This window comes from Nocardia sp. NPDC003183 (assembly GCF_053590715.1).
This window is the reverse complement of sequence record NZ_JBSFTG010000019.1, coordinates 24,851-39,351: the sequence shown is the minus strand read 5'-3', so window position 1 is coordinate 39,351 and position 14,501 is coordinate 24,851. Positions and strand designations below refer to the sequence as shown.

Annotated in this window: 16 protein-coding genes; all 16 read right to left on the bottom strand. The window is 67.6% G+C overall.

All coding sequences use genetic code 11. From position 1 onward, the window contains the following. Positions 1–37: 37 nt before the first annotated feature. Entirely contained in the window at positions 38–649 is a 612-nt protein-coding gene (locus ACWDXS_RS32070; protein WP_101464728.1) for an FHA domain-containing protein, read from the bottom strand. A gap of 315 nt (positions 650–964) precedes the next feature. Continuing rightward, positions 965–1,327 carry a histone-like nucleoid-structuring protein Lsr2 gene (locus tag ACWDXS_RS32065; protein ID WP_067454241.1) on the bottom strand — a complete coding sequence of 121 codons (363 nt, stop codon included), beginning with the start codon at positions 1,325–1,327 and terminating at the stop codon, positions 965–967. A gap of 115 nt (positions 1,328–1,442) precedes the next feature. After that, a complete protein-coding gene (gene lysS, locus ACWDXS_RS32060) occupies positions 1,443–2,909 on the bottom strand; it encodes a lysine--tRNA ligase (protein WP_378990810.1) in 1,467 nt (488 codons plus the stop codon). A 258-nt stretch (positions 2,910–3,167) separates the two neighbouring features. Further along, positions 3,168–3,599 carry a rhodanese-like domain-containing protein gene (locus tag ACWDXS_RS32055; protein ID WP_378990753.1) on the bottom strand — a complete coding sequence of 144 codons (432 nt, stop codon included), beginning with the start codon at positions 3,597–3,599 and terminating at the stop codon, positions 3,168–3,170. Further along, complete coding sequence (locus tag ACWDXS_RS32050) at positions 3,599–4,195, bottom strand: cysteine dioxygenase (protein ID WP_364584063.1); 597 nt, start codon at positions 4,193–4,195, stop codon at positions 3,599–3,601. The genes ACWDXS_RS32055 and ACWDXS_RS32050 overlap by 1 nt, the downstream gene beginning before the upstream one ends. Positions 4,196–4,323: 128 nt before the next feature. Beyond that, a complete protein-coding gene (locus ACWDXS_RS32045; protein WP_378990754.1) occupies positions 4,324–5,106 on the bottom strand; it encodes a type III pantothenate kinase in 783 nt (260 codons plus the stop codon). Positions 5,107–5,128: 22 nt separating this feature from the next. Further along, positions 5,129–5,548, bottom strand: coding sequence for an aspartate 1-decarboxylase (panD, locus tag ACWDXS_RS32040; protein WP_357370408.1), 420 nt, complete (start codon positions 5,546–5,548; stop codon positions 5,129–5,131). A gap of 12 nt (positions 5,549–5,560) precedes the next feature. Then, on the bottom strand, positions 5,561–6,517 hold the full coding sequence (gene panC, locus ACWDXS_RS32035; RefSeq protein ID WP_449971520.1) for a pantoate--beta-alanine ligase: 957 nt from the start codon (positions 6,515–6,517) through the stop codon (positions 5,561–5,563). Next, positions 6,517–7,425 carry a Rossmann-like and DUF2520 domain-containing protein gene (locus tag ACWDXS_RS32030; RefSeq protein ID WP_378990813.1) on the bottom strand — a complete coding sequence of 303 codons (909 nt, stop codon included), beginning with the start codon at positions 7,423–7,425 and terminating at the stop codon, positions 6,517–6,519. The genes panC and ACWDXS_RS32030 overlap by 1 nt, the downstream gene beginning before the upstream one ends. A gap of 288 nt (positions 7,426–7,713) precedes the next feature. Then, positions 7,714–8,811, bottom strand: a complete 1,098-nt coding sequence (locus ACWDXS_RS32025; RefSeq protein WP_449971517.1) for a DUF6779 domain-containing protein — start codon at positions 8,809–8,811, stop codon at positions 7,714–7,716. Positions 8,812–8,879: 68 nt separating this feature from the next. After that, positions 8,880–9,353, bottom strand: coding sequence for a DUF3180 domain-containing protein (locus tag ACWDXS_RS32020; RefSeq protein ID WP_378990757.1), 474 nt, complete (start codon positions 9,351–9,353; stop codon positions 8,880–8,882). Beyond that, the gene (gene folK, locus ACWDXS_RS32015) at positions 9,347–9,886 is read right to left on the bottom strand and encodes a 2-amino-4-hydroxy-6-hydroxymethyldihydropteridine diphosphokinase (protein WP_449971512.1); all 540 of its coding nucleotides are present in this window, start codon (positions 9,884–9,886) and stop codon (positions 9,347–9,349) included. The genes ACWDXS_RS32020 and folK overlap by 7 nt, the downstream gene beginning before the upstream one ends. Further along, positions 9,883–10,305: a dihydroneopterin aldolase gene (gene folB / locus ACWDXS_RS32010; protein WP_449971509.1), complete on the bottom strand. Its 423-nt coding sequence runs from the start codon at positions 10,303–10,305 to the stop codon at positions 9,883–9,885. The genes folK and folB overlap by 4 nt, the downstream gene beginning before the upstream one ends. 58 nt (positions 10,306–10,363) lie before the next feature. Then, a complete protein-coding gene (folP, locus tag ACWDXS_RS32005) occupies positions 10,364–11,242 on the bottom strand; it encodes a dihydropteroate synthase (protein ID WP_378990760.1) in 879 nt (292 codons plus the stop codon). Next, complete coding sequence (folE, locus tag ACWDXS_RS32000) at positions 11,239–11,853, bottom strand: GTP cyclohydrolase I FolE (RefSeq protein ID WP_378990814.1); 615 nt, start codon at positions 11,851–11,853, stop codon at positions 11,239–11,241. The genes folP and folE overlap by 4 nt, the downstream gene beginning before the upstream one ends. A 242-nt stretch (positions 11,854–12,095) precedes the next feature. Next, positions 12,096–14,465, bottom strand: a complete 2,370-nt coding sequence (gene ftsH, locus ACWDXS_RS31995; protein WP_378990761.1) for an ATP-dependent zinc metalloprotease FtsH — start codon at positions 14,463–14,465, stop codon at positions 12,096–12,098. Between the last annotated feature and the right edge of the window lie 36 nt (positions 14,466–14,501).

The window sequence follows — 14,501 nt, the reverse complement described above, 5'->3', positions numbered from 1 at the left end:
TAGTTCAGACGCTCACCGACCTACGCGACCGTCGCACTCACAGATCGTGGTCGGAGATCAGGCCGCTCTGCATCGCCAGCGCGGCCAATCGGGTGCGCTTCTGGTTCTGCGGCAGATTTTCCACCCCGAACTTCGCGAACAAGGCGCGCAGGTGGGTTTTGATGGCATCGATCGAGAGGAACAATTCCTCGGCGATCTGCTGGTTCGAGGCAGGCGTCGCGAATCCGGTGCCGTGTTTGTACGGACGGCACAGCGCGACCAGCACCGCGCGCTGGGTCTCGGTCAGCGAGCGCATCGTGGGGATGGACCCGGACGCGGTATGCGTCGCGTCATCCACCACACCGCCGAAATCGAAGAAATGCACGAGCGTGGTCCCGACCCGAATCCGGTCGCCGGGACTCAGCCGGCGCCGCCCGACCAGCCGCTCGCCATTGACGAAGGTGCCGTTGCGCGACAGTCCGTCGTCGATGATGGTCCAGTGCGCACCGAGATGTTCGACCGCGGCGTGCAGCCGGGAAACCTCGGCGTCCCACGCGAGCACCAGGTCGGCCTGCACATTGCGCCCGATGGTGACACGCTGCTGCCCGGCCTCCAGGGCCAGTTCATGCTGCTTACCGGTGTCGTCGGTATACCGCAGGAAGGAACTCACTGCGCGACACCGCCGGATACTCGAAACACCTTGTGCACGGCCATCAGTCTACGTCCCGAGACCCCACACCCGGGACAACCCGGGCCCCTTGTTCCCCGCACCCGGCACAACCCGGGCCCTTCGTTCCCTCGTTTTCCCCGCCAACGCAATCCCGTACGCCCCGACCTCGAGGAGGGGCAGGCAGGCGCAGCCTGCCGTTCGCGGCCGTCCCGCTGTTGAGGTGCCGTTGCGTACGCGACGAAGGAGCAAGCAACGGTGCCTCAACAGCGGGACCGGCGGGGCCGCGAACCACGCGGCGCCCGCGCCGCCGATATCTCAGCTCTTGCCGACCTCTTTGTTGTATGCCTCGGTGATTTCCGCCGAGATACGACCGCGGGCGGAGACCTTGTGACCCTTACGGCGTGCCCATTCGCGAATTGCGGCGCTCTGTTCGCGGTCCATGGAAACACGGCTCTTGCCCTGCGGCGCGGGTGCACCGGCAGCCTTCACCCGACGACGGCCACTCACACGGCGGGCGTTGGCGACCCACTCGTCCAGGCCTTCGCGCAGGCGCGCCGCATTTGCGTCCGACAGATCGATCTCGTACGACACCCCATCGATAGCGAACTCGATGGTCTCGTCCGCGATGGACTCACCGTCGACATCGTCGATCAGGCTAACGGTGACCTTCTTTGCCATGAGATGAACGTCCTCTCGAAATCGTCAAGCCTGCCTCCAGGCCGAATACCCGAGGCAAGAATACCCCGAAATGCGAAATTTCCAACACGGGGTCTTCACCCCGTGAATTCACTGGTCAGCGACTAGTGGGTCGCACAATCGGGAACAGGATCGTTTCCCGGATTCCCGAACCCGTGAGTGCCATCAACAACCGGTCGATTCCCATACCGGTTCCGGTGGTCGGCGGCATACCGTGTTCCATCGCGGCGAGGAAGTCTTCATCGAGCACCATGGCCTCGTCATCGCCCGCCGCGGCCAACCTGGCCTGGTCGACGAAGCGTTCCCGCTGGATCACCGGGTCTACCAGTTCCGAATAGCCCGTTGCCAACTCGAAGCCGCGAACATAGAGGTCCCACTTCTCGGTGACGCCGGGCTTGCTGCGATGCTGACGGGTCAGCGGTGAAGTCTCGACCGGGAAGTCGCGAACGAAAGTCGGCGCGTAGAGCTTGTCGCCATACGCGTGTTCCCATAGTTCTTCGACCAGTTTCCCGTGACCGTAGCCCTTGTCCGAAGGAATTTCCAGACCTACCCGATCGGCGAGCGCGAGCAATTCCTCGACAGTGGTTTCCGGAGTGACCTCGACACCGATCGACTCAGACAGCGAGGGATACATCTCGACGGTGGTCCACTCGCCTCCGAGATCATATTCAGTGCCGTCGGCAAGCGTCACCAGAAGGGTGCCGAATGCCTCGCGCGCGACTTCCTGGATCAATTCCCGGGTCATCGTCGCCGAGTCGTCATAGGTGCCGTAGGCCTCGTAGGTTTCCAGCATCGCGAACTCGGGCGAATGGGTGGAGTCGGCGCCTTCGTTGCGGAAGTTCCGGTTGATCTCGAAGACCTTCTCCAGCCCGCCGACCACGCACCGCTTGAGGAACAGCTCCGGCGCGATGCGCAGGAAGAGATCCATGTCCAGCGCATTGGAATGGGTGACGAAGGGGCGCGCGGCAGCGCCACCGTGGATGGTCTGCAGCATCGGGGTCTCGACCTCGAGGAAGCCGCGGCGCTCGAGCGCGTTGCGCAGCGCACGGACCACGTTCACGCGGGTACGGGCCATTTCCCTGGCCTCCGGGCGCACGATCAGGTCGACATAGCGCTGACGGACGCGCGACTCCTCGTTCATCTCCTTGTGCGCCACCGGCAGCGGGCGCAGCGACTTGGCCGCCATCGACCAGGAATCGGCCATCACGCTCAATTCGCCGGTACGCGAGGAGATGACCTCGCCGTGCACGAACACGAAGTCACCGAGGTCGACATCGGCCTTCCACGCCGCCAGCGCGTCGGCGCCGACACCGTTGAGGCTGATCATCGCCTGCAGCTTGGTGCCGTCGCCTTCCTGCAGCGTGGCGAAGCACAGCTTGCCGGTATTACGGACGAAAATGACGCGACCCGCGATACCGGCCTGCAGACCGGTCTGAGTGTCGGCTTCCAGATCCGGGTAGGCGGCACGGATTTCGGCCAGGGTGTGGGTGCGTGGCACCACCACCGGATAGGCCTCACCACCCTCGGTGAGCAGCCGTTCGCGCTTGTCCCGGCGAATCCGCATCTGCTCGGGAACATCGATGTCCACAGCGGAAGTGGCGGCGCGGCCGGGTGCGGCGGGGTTAGGAGTGCTCACGTTCGACAACATTAGCGGCACCCCGAAATGGATTTACTCCCGCCCACAAAGAACGAGAGGCAAACCCCGGCCCACACCGACCATTCCCCCGCGAGATGCAATCAACGTCACATAACTGAAACACACACCGCCCGTGACGACCTCTGATTCGCCTCGTGGACAACCGAACTCGCGGACGTCGACCCCCTACAGCGAAGCCAGCGCGTCGACCTCACGGGCGAAATGCGGGACGCCGACGCCCACGGTCAACAACCCCGCCGACTTCAACGCCTGGTATCCACCGATCACATCGGTGGCCCGGTGCAACCCCAGCTCCTGCAACGCGGCCGCCGCCAAACTCGACGTGTACCCCTCCGAGCAGAAGACGACCCATTCCACGTCGTGATCAACGGCGAGGGACAACCGAGCCGACGAGGTCGGATCCAACCGCCATTCCAGGACATTTCGCTCGATCACCAGCGCGCCGGGCAGCGAACCTTCGCGCACCCGCTGGGCGGCCGGCCGGATGTCGACCAGAATCGCGCCACGCTCGAGCGCGGCGGCCACGTCGTACACATACACCCGGTGCAATCGCGCGCGAGCGTTCTCGAGCATCTGATCAATCGTCAAACGGCTCATCACAGATCACCTTCGGGCTGGTCGGTGAGGACGGTTTTGGTTCGGCGCAACGTTCCGTGGCCGGTCACTTCGTAATACGACATCGCCGACAGCGGCGGGGAATAGGCATGCACGCTCAAGGTGGGATCGAGCGGACCGACGGATTCGGCGGCGGCGGGCGCGCGCACCACGTCGTGCACCCAGCCGATCGGGAACGACGCCTGATCACCCGCGGCGAGCGTGCGCCTGCGTAACTCCGTGCCATTCCAGCGGTATTCCGAAAGGGCGCCACTCAGCACGGTCAGGGCGCCGAGCGAACCGGCGTGATCGTGCAAATCGGTGAATTTGCCCGGCGTCCAGCTGATCAGCCAGACATCGACCTCGTCGTCGTGCGAGAGGCGGGTCGCCCAGCGCTCGTCGGCCGGCCAGATACCGTCGGCGGGCAGGAGGTGGTCGTAGCGACCGGAGAGGACGTCTTCGGCGCCTTCGTCGGTGAGTCGCAGCAGGTCAGCGGGCCGCAACCGGGTCGGCAACGCCGAGGCGATCGCCCGGTCGAGCGGGGGCGTCGCGGAGTACTCGTCGCGCGCGGACGGAAGGGAAAGGACAGAAGAACGCATGAGCGCATCTCCAGGAGGTGAGAAAACGGTCGAGGGAAAACGTCAGCCTCGAACGGTCGAGGCAGATTAGCCTCGACAACACTCCTGGATGCTCACACGGAAGATCACGAGCGCTAGTTTAGCAGACACTACTTTTTGTTGCGCTCGTAGACATGGCGCAGGCCGGTGAGCGTGAGATGCGGGACGTGCTGGTCGATGGTTTCCGACTCCGGCACGATCAGCGGTGCGCCCGCCCCCGTCGCGACGACGGTGACATCGGTGCCCGCGAACGCGTCGAATTCGTCGCGGATGCGGTCGACCAGCCCGTCGACCAGCCCGGCGAACCCGAAGATCGCGCCGGACTGAATGCATTCCATGCTGTTCTTGCCCACCACCGAACGCGGCCGTGCCAGCTCGACGCGACGCATCGCACTGCGTTCCACCAGCGCCTCGGCCGAGATCTCCACCCCGGGCGCGATCACGCCGCCGAGGAATTCCCCCTTGGCCGAGACCAGGTCGACGCAGATCGCAGTGCCGAAATCGACGACGATCGCGGGCCCGCCGAAACTACGGAACGCGGCAAGGCAGTTGACGATGCGGTCGGCGCCGACTTCCTTCGGATTGTCGACCAGCAACGGAATGCCTGTTCGCACACCGGGTTCCACCAGCACATGCGGCACATGGGACCAATAGCGCGCCAGCATGGCGCGCAGTTCGCGCAGCACCGGCGGCACGGTCGACAACGCCGAGACACCGGCGATCTGATCGAGATCGTCGCCGACCAGACCGCGCACCTGCATGGCGAACTCGTCCGCGGTGATCAGTGGATTGGTGTGAATCCGCCAGTGCCGCACCAGTGTCGCGTGGTCGCCACTACCGGAGAACAGGCCGAGCTCGATTCCGGTGTTGCGGACGTCGATCGTCAGCAGCATGGTCCTGGGTCCCCCGCCCGGCTCAGACGAACGACAGCGAGCGCGGCGAGGTGAGGCCGGAGCCCTCCGGTGCGTGCGCGGGGTCGCTGCCCAGCTCCACCGGACGGTTGTGGTCGTCGACGAAGACCACCTTCGGGTCGTACTCGCGGACCTCGGCCTCGTCCATCTGGCCGTAGGCGATGAGGATGACCAGGTCACCGGGGTGCACGAGGTGGGCGGCGGCACCGTTGATGCCGATCACGCCCGAACCGCGCTCGCCGGCGATCACATAGGTCTCGAGGCGGGCGCCGTTGTCGATGTCGACGATGCAGACCTGCTCACCCTCGAGCAGATCGGCGGCGTCGAGCAGATCCTGGTCGACGGTCACCGACCCGACATAGTGCAGGTCGGCATGGGTCACGGTGGCACGGTGGATCTTCGACTTCATCATGGTGCGCAACATCGTCGTCGCCTTTCAGTGCGCCTGCGAGGCAGGGAGGGAGTTCGCGTCGGGATGCCCGTCGATCTGGGCGCCGAGTACTACGGGAGCGTTGTCGATCAGGCGGGTGTCGCCGACTCTGGCGGCGACCAGCAGGCGGGCGTTGCCCGCGGTGGGCGCCGGACCCAGGTTGGCATCGCGCAGTTCGAGGTAGTCGACATCGAGGCCGTCGACCGCGTCGAGAACCGAGCGAGCGGTCTGGACAACCGCCTCCGCGCCGAGGCCGGCGGCGTGACGGCCTGCGGCGAGCGCGGCCGACAGCGCCAGCGCCGACTCGCGCTGGGTGGCGTCGAGGAAGCGGTTGCGCGAGGACAGGGCGAGGCCGTCGGGCTCGCGAACCGTCGGATAGGCCACGATCTTCGCGTCCATGTTCAGGTCGCGCACCATCTGCCGGATCAGCGTGAGCTGCTGGTAGTCCTTCTCACCGAAATACGCCTCGGACGCGTGGGTGATGTTGAGCAGCTTCGCGACGACGGTGAGCATGCCCGCGAAATGCGTCGGCCTGGTGCCGCCTTCGAGCTCGGCGCCGAGTGGACCCGGCTGGACCGTGGTACGCATGCCGTCCGGGTACATATCGGAAACCGTCGGCGCGAAAACCAGGTCGACGCCCTCGGTGCGGAGCAGTTCGAGGTCGGCGTCGAGAGTGCGCGGGTAGGCGTCGAGGTCTTCGTTCGCGCCGAACTGCAGCGGGTTGACGAAGATCGAGACGATCACGACCTGGTTGTTGAGCTTGGCCTGACGGATCAGCGCGAGGTGCCCCTCGTGCAGCGCGCCCATCGTCGGCACGAAACCGACCGTGCGACCGGCGCCGCGCAGGGCCTTGGCGACCGTGTCGAGCACCTCGGGGTTGTGGTGCACGGTGAGCACGCCCGCCTTGAAAGCGCCGGTCGCGCGAGCGCCACCCTGGTGGTGATGCACTTCTCGGGGTTCCATCAGTGGCCTTCCTTGGCGAGGAGCTCCAGCAGTGCCGGATCGGTGTGGGCGAGTTGGGCCGTGCGCAACGAATTGGCTCGGTAGGCCTCGGCCAAGCGGTCGTCGACCTGCTCGAGCGCGGCGAGATGGGCGGCGACGGCGTCGACATCACCGCGGGCGACCGGACCGGTGAGCGCGGCCTGGCCGCGACGCAAGGCGTTGTCGAGTGCGGCCGAGGCGAGCGGGGCGAGCAGCCGTTCGGGGAGGCCGCCGGGCTGATCGTCGACCAGCGGCTGGCCGAGCAGACCGGGGCCGGAGAGGGATTCGCGCAGGGCCGCGACGGCGTCGACGATCACCGTGACCAGGTGATTGCTGCCGTGGGCGAGGGCCGCGTGATAGAGCGAACGCTGATCTTCCTCGACGCGAACCGGTTCGCCACCCATCTCGATCACCAGCGCCTGTGCGATGGCGTACCCGACCTCGTCGGCGGCGGTGACGCCGAAACAGGCATTGGCGAGCCGGGCGATGTCCTCGTCGTGGCCGGTGAAGGTCATGGCGGGGTGGATCGCGAGGCCGAGCGCACCCTGCTTCGTCAGCGGTTCGAGAATCGCGACGCCGTTCGCGCCGGAGGTGTGCACGACGATGGTGCCGGGGCGGACCACGTTCGCACCGGCGAGGCCGCGGACCAGCCCGGCCAGTTCGGCGTCGGGCACGGCGAGCAGGAGCAGTTCACTGCGCTGGGCGATCTGTTCGATCGGCAGCACCTGGGCTTCGGGCAGCCGAGTACGGGCGCGGTGCACCGAGGCGTCGGAGATCGCGGCGACACCGAAGACCACGTGGCCGGCTCGCTCGAGCGCTACGCCGAGTGCGGAACCCACTCGTCCCGCCGAGACGATTCCCACCGTCAGTCGTGCGGGCGCTGGATCCATTCGTGCGGGCACGGAGTCGCCACTCGTGTTTGCGCCATCAGGGTTGACACTTCTCGAGGTCAACGTTGTCCTCTCGATTTGCGTTCCAGTCCCGCGGTGCGGGTACCAGACGTTCGCTTCGAGAATAGAGGGAGTTACTCGAGGACCGCCACACGCCCCCACCGTGATCTAGCGCTCACCTGGTCCGCCACTCCGTGTATTCAGGCCGGACCCAGGTGCGTGGTGACAGGTGGACGCGGCCGAGGGTTTGCCGGTGGGCGAGCCGGCTGTCGTCGGTGTTGCGACCAGCTAGGTACGCGGAGAAGCGGAGCCGGTGGACTCCGATTCGAGGTTGGCCATGATGTCTGCCACCGACAGCCGGGCGGTGCCCTCGGTTTCGGCGCGGCGGCGCCGACGAGAGCTGGTGCCCACCGAGGGGGCCTTCTCGGGGCGGGTGGCCGGGGGCTGGGCGGGCTCCGGGGTGGGCTCGGCCGTCGCTACAGGTGCCGGGACAGGTTCGGCCGCGGCGACCGGTGCCGGAGTCGGTTCGGCCGCCGCCGGGGTGGGCTCGGGGGCAGCGGCCGAGTTGCCGTTGGCGGTGGGCTCGGCCGGCAGGACCGTCTCCGTCACCTGGCGGGTGTTCGGCGAGGACAGGCGCGGCGGCGGCGTCTTTCCCGATGACGTGGTCGGTGCGGCGGGCTGCGCGGGGGCGGTCGACTGCTGGGTTTCGGCGTACTCGTCGAGCTGCACCGCCGAGGTCTCGGCGGTGACCGGGTCGTCGTACGGGTCGGCGAAATTGGCCGAAACCGGTTGCATGAAGACAGGTTTCAGTGCGCTGGGCGGTTGCTGCCACGGGCCGAACCAGGCGGCGGTGGCATCCTCGGGGCTAACGTCGAAATCGTGGTCGGGCTCGTCGAAGGCATTGAAGCCACCGGCGGGCAACGCGTCGATCCGCACGGCATCGGCCTGCAGCGCAGGTTGCTCGTCGAGCAGGGCGCCGTCGAAGAGAACCTGCAGATTCTGGCGCAGCAGGGTCAGCTCGGCGCGCAGCGCGGCGATTTCGGAGGAGTCGGCGCCGACTTCGGCGCGCACCCGCGCCTCGACACCCATCTCGTACTCACGGCGCGCGTTGATCTCACGCTCGAGCTGCAACTCGTACACCGTCTGCAGATCGCGCACCTTCGCCTTGTCGACGGCCGCGTCCTTGCGGTAGCGGGTAGCCGCGAGCGCGCCGATCACCGCGGCCCACAGGGCCGCTACCAGGCCGATCCGCACGTATTGGACGTTTTCGCTGAAGATCAGGAAAACACTGGCGGTCAGACCGAGCAGGATGAGGAAACCGACGAAGAATTTTCCCGCGTCGTCCCGCCGTCGTCGGGGCGCCGTGCTGCGGGAGGGTGAAACCATGAGGGCCAGGGTAGCCGGAATCGGCTGGTCGGCCCACCAAAGGCTACGGAGATTCCATTCGCAAGTTGCTATGTAGTAGCGGGGTCGTCGGTCGGGTCCTCGGGTGCCCGGCAGCAATACTCCAGCCACAAAGCCGCAGCAACCAGGGCCGAACCGGCCAGCAGGCCGACCACCGCACCCGGCGAATCCGTAGCGGCGGCGGTGACGGTCCCGCGCTGTGGGAAAACCCACAGCAGGAAACCCAGCCACACACCCGCGGCCAGCGAACCCACCTGCAACGACGCCTTCGCCAGCGCCACACCCCTGGCCACGTTGATCGGATGCATCTGGCCCGATCCGTCGCCGATCTGCTCATCGGCGATCTTGGCCTTGATCGCGAAGCCGAGCGCCGCCTCGATCGCGGCGACCGGCAGCAGCGAGGCGCCCGCGGCCACCGAGATCGACGGGAAGCTGGAATAGGCGAACCGGGTGGCGACCCAGGCGACCGCGGCGGCCACCACCACGTTCAGCGCGAGGTCGAGTACCCGGGTGGGTTTCAGCACGAGCCGGCGCTTTCCTCGCGTAGCACCAGGTCGGTACGGACCACGCCGTCTTTCTCGGACTGGTCGAGTCCGGCGAGCAGCTCGGCGATCGGGCGCGCGGCCCCGTCGACGACAAGGTGCGCGGACGGCTCGACAGCCAGCCACGGGATGAGGACGAAGGCCCGGTTGTGGGCCTGCGGGTGCGGCAGGATCAGCGTCGGATCGGTGTCGCGGGCGATCGCCGTGCCGGTGCTGTCGGCGCACTGGACCACATCGACATCGAGGGTGCGCGCACCCCAGCGAACCTCGCGCACGCGGCCCGCCGCCTGCTCGAGCTCCTGACCGAAACGCAGCCAGGCGTAATCGTCGAAGGCCGGATCTTCCGCTGTGACAACAGCATTGAGGTAATCGTCTTGGTCGACGCCACCCCACGGCGCGGTCGTGTAGACCGGCGACACCGCCACGACCCGCTCCCCCAGCGCGTCGAGCACGCTGCGCAGATGCGCGAGCCGATCGCCCAGATTCGAGCCGATCGAGAGCACCGCGCGAGTCATCGGCGCGGCTCCGGGGCCTGCGTGCGATACCGGATGGCCACCACGCGCACGTCTTCGAAGGTGTGCGGGATCGGCGCCGACGGCTTGTGCACGACCACCTCCACCGCCTCGATCCGCGGGTCGGCCATCACGTCGTCGGCGATCTCGGAGACCACTGTTTCGATCAGATCGCGCGGCGGACCGGTCACGATGCGCACGGCACGCTCGGCGAGCGCGCCGTAGTCGACGGTGTCGGCGAGGTCGTCGGACGCGGCGGCCGCGGCGAAATCGACCCACACCGTCAGATCGACGACGAATTCCTGACCGTCACGACGCTCGAAATCGAACACTCCGTGCCTGCCGAAAGCACGCAGGCCGCGCAGCTCGATCCTCGACGAGGCGGGTCTGCCCGCGGGCGGCGGCAGCAAGGGCAAGTTCATCGGACAACTCCTCGGAGGGTGACTCGGACGCCTGCGGCAGTTCGGGTAGCGAGGACGTTCACGGCGTGCGCCCAGCGGCCGATCGAGCGTCGGCTGCTCGACGCCAGGCATCGACGACGGCGATGGCGTCCAGGGAAGCCCGGACATCGTGCACGCGCACGCCCCAGGCGCCATGGGTGGCCGCGAGGGCCGACAGGGTGGCGGTGGCGGTTTCGCGGCCGTCGGGCGGGCGTGGGCCGGCTTCGTCGGCCAGGAGGGCGCCGAGGAAACGCTTGCGTGAGGCGCCGATCAAGATCGGGAAACCGCCTGCCACCAGTTCCGGGAGAGCGGCGAGGAGTTCCCAGTTGTGCTCGGCGTTCTTGGCGAAACCGAGGCCGGGGTCGAGGATCAGCCGGTCCGGGGTGACCCCCGCGGCGACAGCCAGGTCGACCTGGGCGCAGAGTTCGGCGTTCACCTCGGCGACCACGTCGTCGTAGTGATCGGCGGGGCCGGTATGGCGGTAGTCGGCGCCCGCCCGCCAGTGCATGAGGATCCACGGCACGCCCGCTTCGGCGACGACTTTCACCATGTTCGGGTCGGCACGGCCGCCGGAGACGTCGTTCACCACCGAGACACCCGCCTCCAGCGCGGCCTCGGCGACCTCGGCGCGCATGGTGTCGACACTGGTCGGCACCCCGGCGGCGACCAGTCCGCGGATCACCGGAGCGACCCTGGCGGCCTCGGCGGCCGGGTCGACCCGGTCGGCCCCCGGCCTGGTGGATTCACCACCCACGTCGACGATGTCGGCGCCCGCTTCGTACAGCTCCACACCGTGCGCGATCGCGAGTTCGGGGTCGAGGTAGCGACCACCGTCGGAGAAAGAATCAGCGGTCACGTTGACCACACCCATGACCACGCAGGAGCGGTGGTCACGGGCGGTCACCAGTGGCTGGCTCATTTGCGCAGGATCAGGTCCAGCGCCTCGGCTCGCGAGGCGGAGTCGGTTTGCAGCTGGCCGCGCACCGCCGAGGTGGTGGTGCTGGCGCCGGGCTTACGGATTCCCCTCATGGCCATGCACAGGTGCTCGGCCTCGACCACCACGATCGCGCCGCGCGGATCCAGTCGGCGCATCACCGCGTCGGCGATCTGGCTGGTCAGCCGCTCCTGCACCTGGGGGCGCTTGGCATAGAGATCGACCACGCGCGCCAGCTTCGACAGCCCCGTCACCCGGCCGTGCGAGCCGGGGATGTAGCCGACGTGCGCGACGCCGTGGAACGAGACCAGGTGATGCTCACAGGTGGAGAACATCGGGATGTCACGAACCAGCACGAGTTCCTGGTGACCCTCGTCGAAGGTGGTCGCGAGCACCGCGTCAGGCTCGGTGTAGAGCCCGGCGAACATCTCCCGGTAAGCACGCGCCACCCGCGCGGGCGTGTCGAGCAAGCCGGGACGGTCGGGATCCTCACCGACCGCGAGCAGCAGCTCGCGCACCGCGTTCTCGGCGCGCTCCTGATCGAACGGCAAACCGGTCGCCAGCGCCGTCAGCACCGACGGACTGGTCGCACCCAGCTCACCTGCCGGATCGAGTTCCTGCTTGTTGGCCGACAACTTCTCCGCACCTCCGTGATATTTGCGGCTGGCGCCGCGGGTTCTCGGCCCTGTTCTCCGCTCAGTCCAGAGGCGGGCGGGCCGAGAACGAGAGCCGAAAGCCGGCGACCACCCGACATTCGACGGCCGAGCGTGATCCGAGAACCAGTGCCGAATGCCGGTACTTGTTCGGCATTCGACCTCCGAGCGTAGTTGGCCCCCGGTCAGTGGCGGCCGTTCGGCCCTTCCCACTCCTTGTTCTCCGGATCGGCGTCACGCACCGGCGGCTGCGGCTGGGCACCCCACGGCTGGAAACCATCGCTGGCGTGCCGCGGCTGCTGCTGCTCGGGCCTGCCCCAGGCACTGCCCTGGTCCTGCGGCGGTTGGGGCTGCTGCTGCGGCTGTTGCTGCTGCGGCTGCTGCTGCTCCTCGCGCGGCGGCCAACCCGGAGCCGACCAGCCGGCCGGTGCGCCGTAATCGGGCCGCGAACCGTGCGTGCCCGACTGCCGGGGGAACGCCTGGGTCGGCGCGGCGGGCAACGGGTAACCGGCCGCGGGCGGTGCGGGCTGGCCGTAGGGCTGACCCGGGTAGCCGTTGGGCTCCACCGGCGGTGCACCGTTGGGCACCGGCACCGGCGCGGGCTGCACCGGCGGCCACGGCTCGCCGCGCTCGACGGCCAGCTCGCCCGGCGTCTTCACCGGCGGCTTGTCCGACGGGTGCCGGTCACCGAAATCGTTGAACGCGGTGATCCGCGGACGCTTCTCCACACCGGCCAGGATCGTCTCGAGATCCTTGCGGTGCAGCGTCTCGCGTTCGAGCAGCGCGGTGGCCAAGGCGTCGAGCTGCTCGCGGTATTCGCTGAGGATCGACCATGCCTCGGTGTGTGCGGCCTCGATGAGGTTGCGCACCTCCTCGTCGATCTCGCGGGCGACCTCGTGCGAGTAGTCGGCCTGCACGCCCATCGAGCGGCCGAGGAACGGGTCGCCCTGCTCCTGGCCGTAGCGCACGGCGCCGAGGCGGGCACTCATGCCGTATTCGGTGACCATCCCGCGGGCGATCTTGGTGGCCTGGTCGATATCGGAGGACGCGCCGGTGGTGGGCTCGTGGAACACCAGTTCCTCGGCGGCGCGGCCACCCATCGCGAAGACCAGCCGGGAGATCATCTCCGAGCGGGTCATCAGGCCCTTGTCGTCCTCGGGCACCGTCATGGCGTGCCCGCCGGTGCGGCCGCGGGCCAGGATGGTGACCTTGTAGACGGGCTCGATATCGGGCATCGCCCACGCCGCCAGGGTGTGGCCGCCCTCGTGGTAGGCGGTGATCTTCTTCTCGTGCTCGCTGATGATGCGGCTCTTGCGGCGCGGGCCACCGATCACGCGGTCGACCGATTCCTCGAGCGATTCGCCGGTGATGACCGAACCGTTCTCGCGGGCGGTGAGCAGCGCGGCCTCGTTGATCACGTTGGCCAGATCGGCGCCGGACATGCCGACGGTGCGCTTGGCCAGACCCTCGAGGTCGGCTTCCTGCGAGATCGGCTTGCCCGCCGAGTGCACCCGCAGGATCGCGCGGCGACCGGCCAGGTCGGGGTTGCCGACCGGGATCTGCCGGTCGAACCGGCCGGGGCGCAGCAGCGCGGGGTCGAGGATGTCGGGCCGGTTGGTGGCCGCGATCAGGATGATGTTGGAGCGATCGCCGAAGCCGTCCATCTCGACCAGCAGCTGGTTGAGGGTCTGCTCGCGCTCGTCGTGACCGCCGCCGAGGCCCGCACCGCGCTGGCGGCCGACCGCGTCGATCTCGTCGACGAAGATGATGCACGGGCTGTTCTGCTTGGCCTGCTCGAACAGGTCGCGCACGCGGGAGGCGCCGACACCGACGAACATCTCGACGAAGTCCGAACCGGAGATGGTGAAGAACGGCACCCCGGCCTCGCCCGCGACCGCGCGGGCCAGCAGCGTCTTACCGGTTCCCGGCGGCCCGTAGAGCAGCACGCCCTTGGGGATCTTCGCGCCGAGCGCCTGGTAGCGGGCCGGATTCTGGAGGAAGTCCTTGATCTCGTAGAGCTCTTCGACGGCCTCGTCGGCACCGGCCACGTCCTGGAACGTGGTCTTGGGCATGTCCTTGGTCAGCAGTTTGGCCTTCGACTTACCGAAGCCCATCATTCCGCCACGGCCACCGCCCTGCATGCGCGACATCACGAAGATGAACAGGCCGACCAGCAGCACCATCGGCACGATGAACAGCAGCAGCTGCGACAGCCAGCTCTCCTGCTTGACCACGGTGTCGTACGGGGCGCCGGACTTCTGCACGGCGTCGAGGACCTGCGCGGAGTTCTCCCCACCACTGGGGTACTTGGCGACGATCTTGGCGTTGTTGCTCGTGGCTTCGTTGCCGTTGTTCAGTTCGATGCGGAGCTGCTGCTCCTTGTCATCGATCTGCACGTTCTTGACGTTCGCTTTGTCCTCGAGCTGGGCCAGCGCAACGGAAGTGTCGACACTCTCCCAACCGCGCGTGTCATCGCTGAGAAAGCTGAACAGCCAGATCATGAGCATGATGCCCGAGATGATCGCCAAGGTGCGAAACACTGTCTTGCGGTTCATAGAGCGTCGGCCGGACGGCCCAGTCCTTTCCGGTTA

Excerpts from the sequence above, each read along its gene's own strand:
- panC (WP_449971520.1), bottom strand. The coding sequence starts at position 6,517 with ATGGAACCCCGAGAAGTGCATCACCACCAGGGTGGCGCTCGCGCGACC.
- ACWDXS_RS32030 (WP_378990813.1), bottom strand. The coding sequence starts at position 7,425 with ATGGATCCAGCGCCCGCACGACTGACGGTGGGAATCGTCTCGGCGGGA.
- folK (WP_449971512.1), bottom strand. The coding sequence starts at position 9,886 with ATGACTCGCGCGGTGCTCTCGATCGGCTCGAATCTGGGCGATCGGCTC.
- lysS (WP_378990810.1), bottom strand. The coding sequence starts at position 2,909 with ATGCGGATTCGCCGGGACAAGCGCGAACGGCTGCTCACCGAGGGTGGT.
- ftsH (WP_378990761.1), bottom strand. The coding sequence starts at position 14,465 with ATGAACCGCAAGACAGTGTTTCGCACCTTGGCGATCATCTCGGGCATC.
- ACWDXS_RS32050 (WP_364584063.1), bottom strand. The coding sequence starts at position 4,195 with ATGCGTTCTTCTGTCCTTTCCCTTCCGTCCGCGCGCGACGAGTACTCC.
- ACWDXS_RS32025 (WP_449971517.1), bottom strand. The coding sequence starts at position 8,811 with ATGGTTTCACCCTCCCGCAGCACGGCGCCCCGACGACGGCGGGACGAC.
- folB (WP_449971509.1), bottom strand. The coding sequence starts at position 10,305 with ATGAACTTGCCCTTGCTGCCGCCGCCCGCGGGCAGACCCGCCTCGTCG.
- ACWDXS_RS32065 (WP_067454241.1), bottom strand. The coding sequence starts at position 1,327 with ATGGCAAAGAAGGTCACCGTTAGCCTGATCGACGATGTCGACGGTGAG.
- ACWDXS_RS32055 (WP_378990753.1), bottom strand. The coding sequence starts at position 3,599 with ATGAGCCGTTTGACGATTGATCAGATGCTCGAGAACGCTCGCGCGCGA.
- folP (WP_378990760.1), bottom strand. The coding sequence starts at position 11,242 with ATGAGCCAGCCACTGGTGACCGCCCGTGACCACCGCTCCTGCGTGGTC.
- panD (WP_357370408.1), bottom strand. The coding sequence starts at position 5,548 with ATGTTGCGCACCATGATGAAGTCGAAGATCCACCGTGCCACCGTGACC.
- ACWDXS_RS32045 (WP_378990754.1), bottom strand. The coding sequence starts at position 5,106 with ATGCTGCTGACGATCGACGTCCGCAACACCGGAATCGAGCTCGGCCTG.